The sequence below is a fragment of the Streptomyces sp. NPDC018964 genome, from assembly GCF_044390325.1.
Classification (GTDB): Bacteria; Actinomycetota; Actinomycetes; order Streptomycetales; family Streptomycetaceae; genus Streptomyces.
This window is the reverse complement of record NZ_JBIRYZ010000016.1, coordinates 98,587-113,868: the sequence shown is the minus strand read 5'-3', so window position 1 is coordinate 113,868 and position 15,282 is coordinate 98,587. Positions and strand designations below refer to the sequence as shown.

The window sequence follows — 15,282 nt, the reverse complement described above, 5'->3', positions numbered from 1 at the left end:
CGGGACGCCCACGACGACCGGTCCTCGAGCCGTGTTCTGCTCGCGGGACGTCCCGTTCCGGCCTGCTGCCGTTCCGCGGCTTCCTCTCCCCGGCATGCTCGGCGTCACCTCCCGTCGACGGCTCCGGCGCGCCGATCCCGACACCGGGCCGATGGCCGTGCCGCCCGACACCGGCTCCGTGCGTCCGCCCGTTTCCCCCGCAGGGGGCCGCGGGGTCCGTAAGGGAAACGAGCGGATTCGGTGGTCCGTCCCCGACCGCCGCGGAGCGACGTCAGCCGCGCCTCACACCGGTGTGCCGTGGGCGGGCTTCCCTTCCGGCTCTCCCACCGCAGGGGCATGCTGGGTCCCTGGCGGTGACTGCCGTCCGTCTCAGGGGCTGCTTCCAGGGTTCATCCGGTGCGCGGGCGCGATCTGAAGGCCGACCGGTAGGCCCGCGGGGGCTTACCCACCAGCCGGACGAAGTGATGGCGCAGCGACGCGTGGGATCCGAAACCCGCTTCGGCCGCGATGCGGTCGATCGGCAGGTTCGTCGTCTCCAACAGTTGCCGGGCCCGGTCCGCTCGCATCCGCAGAAGCAGTTTCTGCGGCGTGGTCCCGACGCGGAGTTGGAACTGCCGGTTCAGACTCCGCACACTCAGTCCGGCGGGCTGCGCGATCGACTTGAGATCGAGTGGGGAAGCCAGGTTCTGCTGCATCCAGTCGATGGTGGACTGAAGCGAGTGGTCCGAGTCGCCCGGGTCGGCGTGCTCGATGAACTGTGCCTGCCCGCCGCCCCGCCAGGCCGGAACGACGACGTGCCGGGCCGTACGGGCCGCCTGCTCGGCCCCCGCGTCCGAACGGATCATATGCAGGCACATGTCGATTCCCGACGCTATTCCCGCCGACGTGAGGATCTGCCCGGTGTCGGCGAACAGTACGGAGGGATCCACGTCGACGGCCGGGTACATGCGCGCGAGCTCGTCCGTCCACCGCCAGTGAGTCGTCGCGCGTACCCCGTCGAGCAGCCCGGCGGCGGCCAGGGTGAACGCGCCCACGCAGATCGAGGCGATGCGGTTGCCCCGGGCGGCGGCCCGGAGCGCTTCGCACACCTCTTCGTCCGGTGCCTCGTGGAACCGTGCCGTGCCCGGAACGATGACGAGGTCGGCCTCGACCACCGCGTCGAGATCGTACGGGGTGCGGATCTCGCTCTCACCCCAGCCGTTCACGGTGGTGAGGGACCGGCCCTGCGCGCAGAGGCGTACCTCGTGCCGAGGGGCGGCAGACGTCTTCATCCACTCGGTCGTAGCGTCGCGGTCCGCGCTGTTGGATCCGTTGAACTGCTCCGCGGTGTTCGCCATGCCGAAGACCTGGCCCGGAGTCATCAGCTCGAATCCGATGGCTTGATCAAGAGCCAGCACCGTGACGACTATGGCCATGGCCAGATCTTAACGAATTGCGGCATTCCGTCTGCTTGAAGGTGCGGACCGGCGCGCACAGACTGCAGTCAAAACCGTTCGAGTGATGTCTCACCCCCCGAACGCCTGCTCGTGAAAAAGGAATGTCCGCCATGCCCAGAGAGACCGACACGCCCTCCGACATAGCATCGATCGTGGTGTCCCTGACGGCAGAAGCCACCGTCCTGGAGGCTCGTGTCCGCGTTCTCCTGGAGGAGCTTCAAGAGGTCAGCGCTCAGACAAGACGGGTCTACGACTCTCTGCACGCTCTGAGCGGCTCGCCGGCCGGCGGGAGCGCGCACGGCGAGTGACCCACTGTCGGCGCCCGGTCGGACCGGGAGTGCCCGGCACCTCGTCGAGGCCCGTCCGTCCTCCGCCGGTCGACGGAAGCGATCCACGACCCTTCTGAAGGGTGACCACACGTGCTCCCGGACCACAGGCGCCGGACGGCGTCCCACTGTGTGGTGCAGGGGGATCTCCGCGGTCGAGTGCGCGGGTTCCGCTCCCCCGGGTGCGCCGTCTGCCGGTGTCCGCTCCCCGCTCGCCTGGCAGATCACCGTGCAACTGTCCGGAACGAACGGGTAGTTCGGATTCAGGGGGTGCACGGTGGCCCTGTCCCGGCACGACCTGCTTCGCCTGCCTGGAGGGCACTACTGCCGTGGTGGCTCAGTAGGCCTTGTACGGCAGGAACTTGCCGTTCAGAGTGATGCCGACCCGGTCGCCCGCTTCGTCTTCATGACGAACGACGTCCATACGGAAGTCGATGGCGCTCATTATCCCGTCGCCGAACTCCTCCTGGATGAGTTCTTTGAGGGTTGTGCCGTAGACGCTGACAATCTCGTAGATCCGGTAGATCAGCGGGTCGGCCGGAACGGCCGCGTCGAGCGAGCCGCGCATCGGTGGTACCTGCAGCAGTGTGACCGCTTCAGGAGGCAGCTCGAAGATGTCGGCCACTTTGGCGGCTTGGTCGGCATCGAAGGCCATCTGTCCGAGGCAGGCCGCGGTGGCCCATTCCTTGCTGGCGCCGACCTGTTCGGCGACCCAGAGCCACTTGATGCCCTTGCGGTTCTTCGTCTCGACGATCAGCTCGGTGATGTCGTGCCTGTTCATCGTGTGTCCCTCTCCTCCGAGCAGTAGGGGTCACGCCCGGACGGCGGCCAGCTGTTCCACTGCCTCCTCGGTGGACCAGACGGCGCTGGCGAGGAAGCGGAAGTTGGTGACGGCGGCGGCGTACCCGTCTCCTTCGGGGAGTCGGGGCCCGGCCGTCGCGTCGTGCACGACAACCACCTCGAAGCCCTGCTCGAGCAGTTCCCGCATGTGCCCCTCCGTGCACAGGTTGGCCGCCATGCCGGCGAGGATCACCTGCTGGACACCGCGCTTGCGCAGCTGAAGAACCAGATCGTTCGACTCGGGTCCCACGATCTTGTGCGGGGAGGTGATGACCGTCTCGCCGTCGAGGATGTGTCCCTTGTACTCCTCGAGGAAGTCCGCTCCGGAGTCCGTGAAGCCGTCGAGGGTGAGCGGCCCGGTGCGGTTGAACATACCCACACTGTGCATGAACTGCTCCAGCGGGCCGCCGAACCGCCATTCCTCGTCCGAGGGATAGAAGTAGTGCGGGGAGACGAGGACCTTGATGCCGGCCTGCTTGGCCGCGGCGAAGAGCTGCCCGATGTGGGCGACTGTGCCGTTCTCGATGATGTTGGGGCCGAAGACCTCCCAGGTGGCACCCGCGGGGCTCAAGAAATCGATCTGCGGGTCGGTGACGACCAGGGCCGAGCGCGTGAGGTCGAGGGTGAAACCGCTGTGGGGAAGGGCCGGGCTGTACGGCTCTGCGGATCGGACGGCATCGGACATGACGAGTACTCCTCGTACTGCGGGGCATGGGAACGCCTCGATCATATGTGACCAGTCGTCTATAAATTCTCCTCAGGAAACCGTCCGCCAGAACTGACGGAAAATCGTCTACGCGTCGCGGGCGACCGGGGTGCCGAGGAGCCGTGGCACGACCACAGCGGCGAACCGGTCGTACGGATCCCGCCGCTGCAGGATGCGCCCCTGCATGACGGCGCCTTCCCACGCCTCGATGAGCGCCGCGGCGAGGTCCTCCGCGGTCCCGTGACCGTCGGGGAAGCCGACGCCGGCTTCTCGCAGGCACGCGGAGATCCGTGCGGTCCAGCGGTCCATGATGTGCGCCAGTTTCGCTCTTGCCTTCACACTGTGGTCGGCGATCTCAAGCGCCAGGTTGCCCACCAGGCAGCCGACCGTGAAGTCGCGTCGCGCGTTGTCTTCCGTCATGGCCCGGAAGAAGGCGGAGACGCGATCCAAAGGAGCCAGCGACTCGTCCTGCAAGTGCTTGCCGAAGTCCCGCTCGATGGAGACCCAGTAGTGTTCCAGCACCGCGACCGCGAAGTCGTCCTTGCTGGAGTAGTAACTGTAGAAGGAGCCCTTCGGCACGCCGGCGTGGTCGGTGATCTCCTTGACGCCGCACCCGTTGAAGCCGTTCGCACGGATGAGTTCGAGCCCTGCGGTGAGGAGGCGCACACGGACCTGGGGATTGGATGGACGCGGCATTCACCGATGATAACCAGTCGGCCGGTCGGCGATAACGGCCCCGGGGCGGTTCGCCCGTTTCGGGGTTGAGTCACCGGGATGGCTAGGATCACACTGTTGGATATTGGGTCGCGCTGTGTCTACTTGACGGCAACGGGCCCGTCGTCGCAGGGAAAACCGCTGGCCGGTCCAGATGCGAGAGCGTCAGTGTCGACGGCGTCACGCCGGACTCGGTCTTCATGCTGGTGCAATGGGGTGTGATGTCCGCTTCATCCATGAGTTCGGTGTGTTTCCAGGTTCCCGGTGAGATCGCGTGGTCGGTGAAGCATCTGCCCGACGACGTGCAGCGGCTGACCGCCTTGCTCCAGTACTTCGAGCAGTCCGTCGGGCCCGGTGAGACGCGGACACTTCTTGAGGACGGGCGGGTCGTCCGGCAGTCGTCACCCCCAGCCTCGCCGCCCGACGCTGAGACCGGGCGGCGTGCCTCCGCGGCCCCGGCCCGGGAAACCCCGCACGACACGGACGAACTCGGCCGGCGTCCCGGTGACGCCGCGCAGGGCCCGTCCCCGGTCGTACGCATGGCGCTCGCTCAGGACGCGCGCGTCCAGGAACTGAACCGGAAGATCCTCCGCGAGGAGGTGGACCGGCTCCGGGCGGCCGATCTCCGGTACGCGCGCCTGCGGGCCGTACTCGCCTCGTACGACTCTCCCGCGTCACCTGACGAGGCGGTATCCTCCGACGGCACGGAGACCGGCCGGGCCGCCGGCGGCCCGCCCCGGTCGGTGGAACCCGCCGGGTTCCAAACGGTCCTCGCCGGCCTGGACGGCTTCGGGGTGTACCGGACGGACACCGGTCCCTCGGGGACCGCGTGGAAGGAACCGTAGCCGACCGAGTCCGGTGTCAATCCCTCACCAGAGGTTCCGGGTGACTGCGGAACGATACCTTCCTTGCGTTCTTCCCCGACGGAGACCGCGGCGGCCTCCGGCATGCTCGACCGGGAACTCCGGGAACGACCGGCGGCCGATCGGCGGACGGCGCACCGTGGCCCGTGAATCGCGGCCGCCCGTCTTCGCGGCGGCGCTGCGGATGCCGTCGGACATGCCCAGGGCGCGGATCAGCGCTCTCCTGGGATTCTCCGACCAGGCCGTCCTGAGCCGCTGCGCACGGCGCTGGTGGGGATGCCCGCCCACCGGCGTGAGGCCGTGAAGGGGCGGACCCTTCCGGCGTCGTGGGAACGTCCCGGCCGGCGGCCGCGGGGGACACGGCCCCGCTGACCGGACGGGCCACCGGCACGGACCGGGCGCCGCCCCGCGCCGGGCGGCCCTTCTCCCCCGCCCGCGCCGGTCACGCCGCGGTGTGCTCCTCCCCGGGCAGGGACAGGCCCAGCCGGATCTGGCTCTCCGCCGTGGCCACGATCGTCTCCTCGACGCCCCGGGGATTCCAGCCCAGTACGGACCGGGCCTTGTCGTTGCTGATGACGGGGATCCGGCCGTCCAGGACCGCGGCCTCCCGCAGAGCCGGTTCGCTCCTCGCCTCCTCGCGCATCTGCTCGATGGTCAGTTCCGCGGAGGGCAGCACACCGGCCGCGGCGGGGAAGTGCTCGCGCAGGATCCGGGCCATGCCGAGGAAACTGATCGACGGTCCGCCGACGGCGATGAAGCGCTCACCCGCCGCCTCGGGATGCAGCATCGCGCGCAGATGCAGGTCCACCACGTCACGGACGTCGACGACACCGAAGTACATGAGCGGTACGACCGGCATCCCCCCGGTCAGCATCAGCCTGACCAGACCGGCCGAGCCGGACGGCCGGTCGGTCAGCTGCGGACCGAAGACGCCGGTGGGATTGACGACCGTCAGCTCCACGCCCCCGTGCGTGCGCACGTGGTCCCAGGCCGCGCGCTCGGCGAGGACCTTGGACTTGTGATAGGCGGGCAGGCCCACGGTGTCCGGGTCGGTCCAGTCCTCCTCCGTGTAGTGGTCGCCGGGCTTCACCGTGTACCCGACCGCCGCGTAGGACGAGGTCATCACGACGCGGGGGACACCGGCCCGGCGAGCCGCGGAGACGACCCGCAGCGCACCGTCACGGGCCGGGCGGACGAGTTCGTCCTCGGTCTCGGGCGGGGTGAGCGGGAAGGGCGAGGCGTGGTGCAGCACATGGTCGACACCGTCCATCACCTCGGCCCAGCCGCGGTCGGCGCCGAGGTCGGCGACGGCGAACTCCAGCCGGTCCGCCGGATCGACCCCGGCCTGACGGAGCGCCGCCCGGACCCCGTCCCGCTGTCCGGAGTCCCGGACCGTGACGCGGGTGCGGTATCCCTCGCCCACCAGCCGGGCGACGGAGTGGCCGCCGACGAAGCCGGTGCCCCCCGTGACGAGTACGGTCCCGCGCTCCGCGGAGGAAACGGTGTGTTCCGGTGTGGTCATCGTGTGATCCTTCATCGGGTGAAACGGTCCATCAGGCGTACGGCGTCCTCGGCGGCGCGCTCCTCGGCGGCTGTGTCCCCCCGGTGGCGGGCGTCCCACAGGTCCGCCTTGCGGCGCAGGTAGGCCAGGCGCAGCCGGAGCTGTTCGATCTCGGCGGCCAGTTCGTCGGCCCGTGAGGTGAACAGGTCCCGCTGTTCGGCGGCCGCGGCGTCACCACGGGCGAGCAGGTCCAGGTAGCGGCGCATCCCGCTGACGGTCACCCCCGCGGAACGCAGGCAGGCCAGCGCCACCACACGTTCCGCCGTCGCCGGACCGTACCGGCGATGGCCACTGGACTCGTCGCGCGCGACCTCACCCAGCAGACCGATCTTCTCGTAGTAGCGGAGCGTGGGCTCGGTGAAACCCGACCGGCGAGCCATCTCCTGGATGGTCAGATCCATGCCGTGTCCTGTCCTTACTGCTGCCGTACGAAGAGCATCCGACAGTTGAAGCGCTTGAAGTCAACCCGGTACCCGGAGGGTGTGGCGCATGCCCCGCCCACGGGACAGTGGAACGGCCGGGCACGGCTCGCGGACGGCCGGACGGGCACGGATCTCCTCGACGGCTGCGGCCGGCCCCCTGGACACCGACGGCATCGGCGTCCAGGGGCCGGCCCCGCGGTTGTCCGGACGTCCGTCATGGACGCCGCGCGGATCGACCGCCGTGACCGGTCTGGAGCTGATGACCGCGCTGCACCCGCCGACGCGCGCCTCCGAGCCCGACGCCGACGGCAAGCGGCACTCCGGGCACAACCCCGGCTCGTCGGGCAAGGACCCGGTCGACCCGGCGCCGTGCGAGGCCCCTGACGGCCACCCGGTCCTCGAGGACCTGCCCCGGTTCCATGTCCGCGGTCCGGCGGAGAAGCCGTTCGAGGAGGCGTACGACCGGGCACGGCCGATGACCGATGCCGAGTGCACCCTTCGGCACCTGGTCGGCATCGACGTGAACACGGCCTTCGCCGTCGGCGCGAACGGTCTGAACGTCGGCCTCGGAGCCCCGACGCATGTCAAGGCCCCCGCGTTCGATGCGAAGCTGCCCGGCTCGTGGCTGGTCGACCTGTCGAGGGCGAAGGCCGGCAAGGAGTGGGGGAGGCTCGCTGCCGCCTTCCCCGTTTCACGCCGAAGGGCGAGCGCCCCGAGGGCCCGGCCTGGTACGCGACGCCCACCGTCGCCTACACGGTGGAGCTCGGCTACGAGGTGCAACCGGCCGAGGCATGGGTCCGGTATGAGAACGGCCGTCACCTGGACGGCTGGTACCAGCGGCTCCGGGACGCCTGCCTGGCCACGATGGCCGGCCTCGGTGTCGACGCCATCGGTCCGAGGCGGTGCCTTCAGACGACCGGCAGGAGGGACAGCGATCGGAGGCCGGTGTGACTCTCGGTTCCCGGTGTCGCGGTGTAGACCACGAGCCGCTGGGACTGGTCGGGGTCCACCAGCGTCTGGCAGTGCAGTTCGAGCGTCCCGGCTTCCGGGTGCCGGAAGCGTTTGGAGGCGCAGTACGGCCCCAGCACGGGGCGTTCACGCCAGATGGCGGCGAACTCGGGGCTCTCCCTGTTCAGTGCGTCCACGAGCTCGGCGGCACGCGAGTCACGCCCGTCGCGGGAGTAGGTGCTGTGGAGGTCCGCCACCATCAGGCGGCTCTGCTCGGCGTGGTCGCCCTCGGGGTGGACGAGGCGGGCATCCGGTTCCGTGAACCAGCGGTAGTGGGAACTGCGCGCCAGTCCGGTGTAGGCCGTCTGGTCACCCAGCAGCGCCACCGCAGGGCGCGTCTGCCTCATTGTCTCGCCCAGGCCGTTCATCACCTGGGCCGGAGTGTCCGCGAGCCGGTCGAGGATGCGCGTCATTCCCGGAGTGATGTGGTCGCCGCGCCGTGCACGGCGTGGCAGCGCATGACCGGCGAGCTGGAAGAGCAGATCGCGTTCCTCCAGCGACAGGCGCAGTCCGCGGGCGATGGCGGCGAGCATCTGCTCCGAGGGGTTGGGGCCTCGCGGCTGTTCCAGCCGCCTGTAGTGATCAACCGATACGTCGCAGAGTGCCGCGACCTCCTCTCGGCGCAGCCCTCTGGTACGTCTGCGGCGTCCGCGGGGCAACTCGACGTCCTCAGGCCGGAGGGCCTCGCGGCGGGCCCGCAGGAAGGCGGCCAGCACTGCCCGGTCTGCCATGGTCGTCCTTTCGCGAGAACCCGCCGTCCCGGACGGGACGCGCCGGAGCGCGATCGTCCGGGACCGGCCTGCGCACGGAGAGGGCTTCCGCGACGCGCACTCCGCCGCGACCACGGATGCCGCTCAGTGAGTCAACGTCGTGAACGTTACGACCAGGCTCCCTCATTCCCCGCGAACAGTGTGTTCTTCGATGTGATGCCGACGTGTCGCGTCAGCGGGTGATCGCCTTGGTCTCGAGGAACTCTTCAAGACCGGCGCGGCCCATCTCCCGGCCGTTGCCGGACTGCTTGTACCCGCCGAACGGGGCCTGGAAGTTGTGCCGTCCACCGTTGACGTCGACTTGACCGACGCGCAGACGCCGGGCGATTGCCACGGCATGGTCCTCGTCGCCGGTCACCGCGGCGTTGAGCCCGTAGATCGTGCCGTTGGCGATCTCGACGGCGTCATCGTCGTCGTCGTAGGGGATGACGACGAGGACGGGGCCGAAGATCTCCTCCTGGGCGATGGCCGACTCGGGGTCGACGTCGGAGAAGATCGTGGGTTTGACGTAGGCGCCCGTCCCGAAGCCCTCCGGGCGGCCGGGGCCGCCTGCCACGAGCATGGCGCCGTCGGCGATGCCACGCCGGATGTAGTCGTCGACGCGCCGGCGCTGGGTCTCCGAGGCGAGCGGGCCGATCCGCGTGGCCTCGTCGGCGGGATCGCCGACCACGTACTCCTGGGCCGCCGTCCGCAGTTTGTCGACCACCGTCTCCTGAAGACTCCTGGGCACGAGCATGCGCACGTAGGCGCCACAGGCCTGACCGGCGTTGGCCCAGGCGACGGCCAGCCCGCGAGTCACGGCGGAGTCGAGGTCGGCCTCGGGCAGGACGATGTGGGCCGCCTTGCCCCCCAGTTCGAGTGCGACCCGCTTCACCGTTCCGGAGGCGGCGACGGAAACGCTCCTGCCGGCGCGGGTGGACCCGGTGAAGGAGATCATGTCGATCTTCGGATGACGGGAGAGAGCCTCGCCGACTACCGGGCCGGTCCCCTGTACCACATTGAACACACCGTCCGGGACACCCGCCTCAGTGACGATCTCGGCGAACATCCGGGCGCTGAGGGGAGAGATCTCCGAGGGCTTGAGGACGACACTGTTGCCCGCCAGCATCGCGGGGACCACCTTCGTCACCAGCTGCTGCAGCGGGAAGTTCCACGGGGTGATGGCCCCCACCACGCCGATGGGCTCGCGGACGACGAGCGAGTTCTCGATCACTTCCGTCCACTCGAACCGCTCGGCCGATGCGACCGCCGCCAAGGTCGACGCGACCGGGAATCCCACCTGCGCCTGCCGGGAGAAGGTTATCGGGGCGCCCATCTCCAGGGTGATGGTGGCCGCCAGTTCCTCGCTCCGCTTCTGCAAGCCCTCGGCCAGGTTCCGCATCACGTCCGCGCGGTGCCGTGGGGGCGTCGCCGCCCACCCGGGGTAGGCGGCGAGCGCGGCGTCCACCGCCATGTTCACGTCCTCGACCGTGCCCTCGTACACCTGGGCGATCACCGATTCGTCTGCGGGGTTCACCACGTCGATCAACGGCCCGGACCCGCGGACAGCGCGGCCGTCGATCCAGTGGGACGGATCCGGGAATGGAGTCTTGACGCTTTCGTTCATGCCGCCAAGAGAACATCGCTCGTCGCAGGACATCCATGCCTTCCCATGCCCATGATCCAGGTCACGCGGCAGCGAGGCCCTCCACCTTGATCGTGGACACCTCGACCGGGCGGCCGGTGGATGAACCCGGTTCCGTCCTCGAAGCGGATGTATCCCCCGCAGGCCGCCCGAGTTCTTTTACCTCCGCCCGGGCCGCCTCCTTCCACACGGTGACGGCCCGCTCGTCGCGCTCGACAACCCCGCGTGCGGGGACCTGCGGGCTGAAGCCGAGCCGGTGCATCAGCCTCGTCACGCACGGGACGCCGTAGGAGACGTGGAACTTCCGGCCGGTCGGCATGGCCACCCGCGCCGCGGTCCACACCTGGTCCTCCACCCAGCCGTGCGCGGCCGGACCCTGCTCCGGATAACCCGGCGAGCTTCTCCGGGCAGCGCGGCGACGGACGGCATCGCGACCCGCTCGGGCCGCGCGAGGCCAGAGCCTCACGACCATCGAGCCCGCCCTCCCCCGGCTCGGGTACTTCAGACGCCGTGTCCTCCGGCTCCCGCCTCATGACCGCGGCAGTCGGCCGGACGGCTGTACGCCAGGAGCGCGCCGGCCGAAGTCGTCGATCCGCGCACCCTGGAAGCACGGGTGAAGGGCTACAGAACCGAACGTTCGGAGGGCGGCCCGCCGTCCAGCGCGATGCGACAGTCCGGGACAACGCTGCCTCTGTGGACGGGCCCGGCACCGGCCGCTAGGGAAGTGAGGGAGCGACGCGGTCGGCCGAACGCTCGAACGCCCGGAGCTTGTCCGGTGCCAGCACGTAGTACAGGTCCTTGACACGGTCGCCGCTCACCGTGAGGGACACGAGCGCGCGAAGAGTCCCGCCCTGGAAGACCAGTACCACCGGCCGGCCGTTCGCCTCGGCGTACCGGTACTCGGCCCCGGGGACGAACTTCTCGGAGAAGGCCGCGATCTGTGCGACGCGGTGCACACCCGTCACCACGATCTGTGCCACCCCCCGCATCCCGTTGCCGTCGGAGTAGGAGGCGGCATCGGCCGAGAGCAGCTTCTCCAGCGTGGCGATGTCGCCCGTCTGGGCGGCGGTGACGAAGGCCTCCAGCAGCCGCCGGTGCACCTTCTCGTCGACCGGCTGCGTCTCCCTGCGCTCCGCCGCCAACCGCTTCCTGGACCGGCTGACGATCTGACGGACGTTGTCCTGCTTCAGATGGAGTACGTCCGCGATCTGGTCGTACGGATAGTCGAACGCCTCCCGCAGTACGTACGCGGCCCGCTCCACCGGCTTCAGCTTCTCCAGCAGGAGCAGCACGGCCAGCTCGACGGCCTGCCCCCGCTCGGCCCCGACCTGGGGGTCCACCCCGGTGTCGACCGGTTCGGGCAGCCACGGGCCGATGTACGCCTCACGGCGGACCCGTGCGGACTGTGCCACGTTGATCGCCAGGCGGGCGGCGACCGTTCCGAGGAACTTCCCCGGATCGGTCACCACGCTTCGGTCGGTGCCCTGCCAGCGCAGCCAAGCCTCCTGGACGACGTCTTCCGCCTCGGACACGCTGCCCAGGATGCGGTAGGCGATGCCGAACATCCGCGGCTTGTGACGGAGGAACTCGGTCGTCGCCAGGGCAAGTGAGTCATCGGTCGGCTGGTAGGGCGTGTCCATGATGCCGATGCCTCCGCGAATAGCAGCCTCACAGTGCGAGCAGCGGGAACGTCCGGCTCGCTCAGGAACGGCCCGCTTACCGCGATCCTAGCCCCGGGAACCTTTCGGCCTCCGGCAGGGCGATCTCCTCGACGAACGCCCCGGCACGGTTTCGTGGCTGCCGGCGTCATGCCGGGAGAGGCCGACTGCCTCCCGGCGTTCGTCCCTCTCCGCGGTGGCCATGTGTGCGGGATGCCCGGCGGGGAGGGGACCCGGGCCCGGCCGGTCACGGAGACGGCCGCCGGGGAGAATGTCACAGCGGACGGGGAAACCGCGGACCAGGAACGAGTGGCGCGGAGGCGCGTCAAGTCGTTCCGGATCAAGAAGGTGTCGTGACGGGCCCGACGGTGCTCCTCCAAAGTGTTTACCCTGGGCGGCGCAACAGTGTCACTGTTGGATCGAGATACCGTGTGTCATGGTGATTGACGCTGGATAGCGGCATACCACTATTTTCTCCCTATATGGAAAGAACGACTGCACATGACCGACAGCCGTGTCGTCTGGCTGCCACGGAAGGTCGACGACGAATCGTTCGGCGGGTCCCTCGACGTCCATTACTGGGACGGCGGCGACGTGTTCCCCTCCGATCCGGCGAAGGTGGGCTTCCTCGCTCCTCCGCTCGAGCCCGGCCGGGAGCGAACCGTCCTGAAGCGCATACTTCCGCGCGTCGGCGGAATCGAAGTCCTGCAACTGCTCAGTTCCGGTTACGAGTACCTGCGCCCCTTCCTTCCCCTGCTGCCTGCGGGCGCCCGGGTGGCGACCGGACGGGGCGTGCACGGCCAGGCCACGGCCGAGCACGCCACGGCACTGCTGCTGGCGATGACGCGCGGCCTGGACGTCTTCCAGCGCCGGCAGCAGCGGGGTGAGTGGCGGCCTTCCCGCTTCTCCACCCTTCTCGGGAAGACCGTCCTGGTGCTGGGGCAGGGGGCGGTGGGGGGTGCCGTCGCGAGTCGGCTGGCCCCGTTCGGGTGCCACGTCGTACGTGTGGCGCGTTCCGCGCGGGACACTTCGGAGGGCCGCGTCCACGCGATCGCCGAACTCCACGACCTGCTTCCCGAGGCGGACGCCGTCGTGGTGTGTGTTCCGCTGGCGGCGGGGACCCGCGGCCTGCTCGGTTCCACCGAACTGTCCCTGCTGCCCGACGGCGCCGTCGTCGTCAATGTGGCCCGCGGCGAAATCGTGGACACCCCGGCCCTCGTCGAAGAGGTCGCGACGGGGCGGCTGCGGGCCGGGCTGGACGTCACGGCACCGGAGCCCTTGCCGTCCGGTCACCCCCTTTGGGGACTGCCCGGCGCCCTGGTGACACCGCACACCGCGGCTTTCACGGACGCCTTCGACGCCGCCTCGGCCGCCTTCCTGAGCCGGCAAGTTCACCGCTACGCGAGAGGTGAGGCGCTGTTGAACGCCCTCACGCTCCCCGAGGCCGCGGAAGAAACGCCCTGACGGACGACACGGCACGAGCCCGGCACACGGGTCCCCCGGTCGGGCCGGCCGCACCGCGGAATCCCCGCGGCATCGCGGAAAGAGTCGGCCGAGACACGCGAACCGGCGCCCGGCTCGTAGGTTCTCTCCCTTCCACACGCTGGATGGCGAACATCCGCGAGTCGGCCCTCGAAGGTCTCGACACCGCGGCCCGCGGGAGCAAGCACGGCGGCCGGCCACCCGCCATCATCGACGACATGCTCCACACCGTGCTCCGGCGACGGGCGAACGGCGAGTCCGTCGAGCGGATTCAGCCCGGCCTGATCACCCCCACCGGCAAGCGCAAGGGACAGAACCCCTCGGCCGCCGGCATCCACCGCGCGCTCACCGGGCACGCCAAGCACGAGGCGTACCCCGAAGCCGGCGAACAGGCCCACGCCGACTTCGCCGCCCTCCGGTCCGACGTCCCCGGACCCCGCCTCGCTTCCGATCACGTCCGTCGTTCCAGGGGCCGGACCGTCGGTGTTTGTCCGAGGGCGACACTCCCTCCAACCACCGAGAACGTAGAACCGCCAGTGTGTTGACACGGCGAGGGACGGCATACATAACATGTATCTAGAGGATGTCACAGTACGTCATGCCACGAGACCAGTGCCGAGCGCGTCTTGAGGTGCCTTGCGCAGTGAGGGGAAACGCATGTCCGGAGGCGGACAATACCTTGTCCGCCTCCGGACATGCGATCCACCGAGGGGGGTGCGTCCAGTGATCCGTCAAGAAGAGTGTGCGCGGTACAGGCCACGTCCCGCCCGCTGGATGCGCGAGGTGCCGACCAGCCGGTCGAGCGTGCTGCGCACGGCGTTGATGCTCCCGGCGTCGGTGTCCCGGCCGAGTGCGGCGGCGACGTCACGCGCCCGGACGGCAGTTCCGCCGGTGCCCGCGAAGAACTCCATGATCTGTTCGGTGAGCCTGCCGTACTTCCCCTGTTCCTGTGCGGTCCTCTCGGACCCGCGCCGGACGGGACGCACACGTTCCGGTGCGCCTTCGTGTGCCCCTGTCCGGTCATCGGCCACGGCCGGTGCGGCCGCCGGGGAGGCGGGTTCAGCCGAGCCGGCCGGCTCGGCCACGGGTGCGTCCACCACGGGGCCGGACGCCGCGGGGCGGGATGTCGCGGGGAGAGCCGTCTCCATCAGTCCCTGCAGCGCCGCCAAGGCCTGCTGCACCGACCCCAGATGCGCCGTCACCGCGGCCAACTCGCGTTCGAGAGCCTGCCGCTGGGCCTCCAGACGGTGCAGTTCCTCCTGCAGGTTCTCCGCGGTGATCTCAATGTTCCGTGTCTTGTGGGTTACCGCGACCATGTGTCCCTCTCATCCTGAACCCTTCCTACCGCGCATCCGCACGCTTCGTTTCCGCGCCCGTTCAGCCACAGAAGTGAACCTTGTGCACAATACGCAGTAGCTCATCCGGGATATAGATTAGTACGGCGGTCGGTACACAACCGATGGGCAGCGTGACACACGTGCGTGGTTGCTGCACAGTGAGATCCGCACTTTGCCCGAGATCGTGGCGGATCCGGTAGGGGATGCCGCGCAGCCGGACCCTCATGACTCCGGGAAACGCGGCTCGGCTGACACTCCATACCGGTCATTGTCGGCACCGCTTGCTGTGAAACGCAATGGGATCCGAAAGCGCGGCGGGCGTCATGGGTCTCCGACGAGGCACCCGGCGCACGGGATCCTCCGGACGCGGTACGTGCCCGAGCCGCGAGGGACGCACGGGGAGCCCGGACCCGGCACCAGGGGATCCGGCGTGACGGCCTTGAGTATCACGTTCGCCTGTTCCTCCGCGTGAGCCGATGGATGCCACTGTTGCTTCGGCATCTTTATCATGCTTCCGACGTGTTGTACCCTTCCC

The 15,282-nt window shown here is 69.4% G+C and carries 15 protein-coding genes and 2 pseudogenes; 6 read left to right on the top strand and 11 right to left on the bottom strand.

The features are described from left to right. Positions 1-389 precede the first annotated feature (389 nt). Entirely contained in the window at positions 390-1,415 is a 1,026-nt protein-coding gene (locus ACH5AO_RS25180; protein ID WP_398928276.1) for a GlxA family transcriptional regulator, read from the bottom strand. 131 nt (positions 1,416-1,546) lie between these two features. Here ACH5AO_RS25180 and ACH5AO_RS25175 point away from each other — a divergent pair, with 131 nt between their 5' ends. Further along, on the top strand, positions 1,547-1,744 hold the full coding sequence (locus tag ACH5AO_RS25175; protein WP_398928274.1) for a hypothetical protein: 198 nt from the start codon (positions 1,547-1,549) through the stop codon (positions 1,742-1,744). A 355-nt stretch (positions 1,745-2,099) separates the two neighbouring features. Here the strand turns inward: ACH5AO_RS25175 and cynS are convergent, their stop codons facing one another. The 3 genes from cynS to ACH5AO_RS25160 all read right to left on the bottom strand — a co-directional run bounded on the left by cynS (position 2,100) and on the right by ACH5AO_RS25160 (position 4,004). Continuing rightward, entirely contained in the window at positions 2,100-2,543 is a 444-nt protein-coding gene (cynS, locus tag ACH5AO_RS25170) for a cyanase (RefSeq protein WP_398928273.1), read from the bottom strand. 30 nt (positions 2,544-2,573) lie between these two features. After that, on the bottom strand, positions 2,574-3,287 hold the full coding sequence (locus ACH5AO_RS25165) for a cysteine hydrolase (RefSeq protein ID WP_398928272.1): 714 nt from the start codon (positions 3,285-3,287) through the stop codon (positions 2,574-2,576). Positions 3,288-3,395: 108 nt separating this feature from the next. Further along, the gene (locus ACH5AO_RS25160; RefSeq protein WP_398928271.1) at positions 3,396-4,004 is read right to left on the bottom strand and encodes a TetR family transcriptional regulator C-terminal domain-containing protein; all 609 of its coding nucleotides are present in this window, start codon (positions 4,002-4,004) and stop codon (positions 3,396-3,398) included. A gap of 254 nt (positions 4,005-4,258) precedes the next feature. Here ACH5AO_RS25160 and ACH5AO_RS25155 point away from each other — a divergent pair, with 254 nt between their 5' ends. Next, the gene (locus ACH5AO_RS25155) at positions 4,259-4,867 is read left to right on the top strand and encodes a hypothetical protein (protein ID WP_398928270.1); all 609 of its coding nucleotides are present in this window, start codon (positions 4,259-4,261) and stop codon (positions 4,865-4,867) included. Positions 4,868-5,327: 460 nt separating this feature from the next. On the opposite strand, the gene ACH5AO_RS25150 is transcribed toward ACH5AO_RS25155, so the two are convergent. Both ACH5AO_RS25150 and ACH5AO_RS25145 read right to left on the bottom strand, forming a co-directional pair. Then, complete coding sequence (locus ACH5AO_RS25150) at positions 5,328-6,407, bottom strand: NAD-dependent epimerase/dehydratase family protein (protein WP_398928269.1); 1,080 nt, start codon at positions 6,405-6,407, stop codon at positions 5,328-5,330. A gap of 11 nt (positions 6,408-6,418) precedes the next feature. After that, on the bottom strand, positions 6,419-6,847 hold the full coding sequence (locus ACH5AO_RS25145; protein ID WP_398928268.1) for a MerR family transcriptional regulator: 429 nt from the start codon (positions 6,845-6,847) through the stop codon (positions 6,419-6,421). 241 nt (positions 6,848-7,088) lie between these two features. Between ACH5AO_RS25145 and ACH5AO_RS25140 the strand changes: the two are divergent. After that, positions 7,089-7,756 (top strand): annotated as a pseudogene (locus tag ACH5AO_RS25140) (transcriptional regulator); the annotation flags it as partial. Between the two features lie 20 nt (positions 7,757-7,776). Here ACH5AO_RS25140 and ACH5AO_RS25135 read toward each other — a convergent pair. The 3 genes from ACH5AO_RS25135 to ACH5AO_RS25125 all read right to left on the bottom strand — a co-directional run bounded on the left by ACH5AO_RS25135 (position 7,777) and on the right by ACH5AO_RS25125 (position 10,613). Beyond that, the gene (locus tag ACH5AO_RS25135; RefSeq protein ID WP_398928266.1) at positions 7,777-8,607 is read right to left on the bottom strand and encodes a helix-turn-helix transcriptional regulator; all 831 of its coding nucleotides are present in this window, start codon (positions 8,605-8,607) and stop codon (positions 7,777-7,779) included. Positions 8,608-8,818: 211 nt separating this feature from the next. Further along, entirely contained in the window at positions 8,819-10,285 is a 1,467-nt protein-coding gene (locus ACH5AO_RS25130; RefSeq protein WP_398928264.1) for an aldehyde dehydrogenase family protein, read from the bottom strand. Positions 10,286-10,313: 28 nt separating this feature from the next. After that, positions 10,314-10,613 (bottom strand): winged helix-turn-helix domain-containing protein, encoded by a 300-nt coding sequence (locus ACH5AO_RS25125; protein WP_398928262.1) that lies wholly within the window; start codon positions 10,611-10,613, stop codon positions 10,314-10,316. Positions 10,614-10,764: 151 nt separating this feature from the next. Between ACH5AO_RS25125 and ACH5AO_RS25120 the strand changes: the two are divergent. Beyond that, positions 10,765-10,961: pseudogene (locus ACH5AO_RS25120) on the top strand (DUF6009 family protein); the annotation flags it as partial. Between the two features lie 25 nt (positions 10,962-10,986). Here ACH5AO_RS25120 and ACH5AO_RS25115 read toward each other — a convergent pair. Next, entirely contained in the window at positions 10,987-11,910 is a 924-nt protein-coding gene (locus tag ACH5AO_RS25115; protein ID WP_398928260.1) for a sigma-70 family RNA polymerase sigma factor, read from the bottom strand. Between the two features lie 519 nt (positions 11,911-12,429). On the opposite strand from ACH5AO_RS25115, the gene ACH5AO_RS25110 reads away from it, so the two are divergent. Next, positions 12,430-13,392: an NAD(P)-dependent oxidoreductase gene (locus tag ACH5AO_RS25110; RefSeq protein WP_398928258.1), complete on the top strand. Its 963-nt coding sequence runs from the start codon at positions 12,430-12,432 to the stop codon at positions 13,390-13,392. A gap of 143 nt (positions 13,393-13,535) precedes the next feature. Further along, positions 13,536-13,955 carry a hypothetical protein gene (locus ACH5AO_RS25105; protein WP_398928256.1) on the top strand — a complete coding sequence of 140 codons (420 nt, stop codon included), beginning with the start codon at positions 13,536-13,538 and terminating at the stop codon, positions 13,953-13,955. A 186-nt stretch (positions 13,956-14,141) separates the two neighbouring features. Here ACH5AO_RS25105 and ACH5AO_RS25100 read toward each other — a convergent pair whose 3' ends face one another. Next, positions 14,142-14,726 (bottom strand): hypothetical protein, encoded by a 585-nt coding sequence (locus ACH5AO_RS25100; protein WP_398928254.1) that lies wholly within the window; start codon positions 14,724-14,726, stop codon positions 14,142-14,144. Positions 14,727-15,282 lie beyond the last annotated feature (556 nt).

Excerpts from the sequence above, each read along its gene's own strand:
- ACH5AO_RS25180 (WP_398928276.1), bottom strand. The coding sequence starts at position 1,415 with ATGGCCATAGTCGTCACGGTGCTGGCTCTTGATCAAGCCATCGGATTC.
- ACH5AO_RS25175 (WP_398928274.1), top strand. The coding sequence starts at position 1,547 with ATGCCCAGAGAGACCGACACGCCCTCCGACATAGCATCGATCGTGGTG.
- cynS (WP_398928273.1), bottom strand. The coding sequence starts at position 2,543 with ATGAACAGGCACGACATCACCGAGCTGATCGTCGAGACGAAGAACCGC.
- ACH5AO_RS25165 (WP_398928272.1), bottom strand. The coding sequence starts at position 3,287 with ATGTCCGATGCCGTCCGATCCGCAGAGCCGTACAGCCCGGCCCTTCCC.
- ACH5AO_RS25160 (WP_398928271.1), bottom strand. The coding sequence starts at position 4,004 with ATGCCGCGTCCATCCAATCCCCAGGTCCGTGTGCGCCTCCTCACCGCA.
- ACH5AO_RS25155 (WP_398928270.1), top strand. The coding sequence starts at position 4,259 with ATGAGTTCGGTGTGTTTCCAGGTTCCCGGTGAGATCGCGTGGTCGGTG.
- ACH5AO_RS25150 (WP_398928269.1), bottom strand. The coding sequence starts at position 6,407 with ATGACCACACCGGAACACACCGTTTCCTCCGCGGAGCGCGGGACCGTA.
- ACH5AO_RS25145 (WP_398928268.1), bottom strand. The coding sequence starts at position 6,847 with ATGGATCTGACCATCCAGGAGATGGCTCGCCGGTCGGGTTTCACCGAG.
- ACH5AO_RS25135 (WP_398928266.1), bottom strand. The coding sequence starts at position 8,607 with ATGGCAGACCGGGCAGTGCTGGCCGCCTTCCTGCGGGCCCGCCGCGAG.
- ACH5AO_RS25130 (WP_398928264.1), bottom strand. The coding sequence starts at position 10,285 with ATGTCCTGCGACGAGCGATGTTCTCTTGGCGGCATGAACGAAAGCGTC.
- ACH5AO_RS25115 (WP_398928260.1), bottom strand. The coding sequence starts at position 11,910 with ATGGACACGCCCTACCAGCCGACCGATGACTCACTTGCCCTGGCGACG.
- ACH5AO_RS25110 (WP_398928258.1), top strand. The coding sequence starts at position 12,430 with ATGACCGACAGCCGTGTCGTCTGGCTGCCACGGAAGGTCGACGACGAA.
- ACH5AO_RS25105 (WP_398928256.1), top strand. The coding sequence starts at position 13,536 with ATGGCGAACATCCGCGAGTCGGCCCTCGAAGGTCTCGACACCGCGGCC.
- ACH5AO_RS25100 (WP_398928254.1), bottom strand. The coding sequence starts at position 14,726 with ATGGTCGCGGTAACCCACAAGACACGGAACATTGAGATCACCGCGGAG.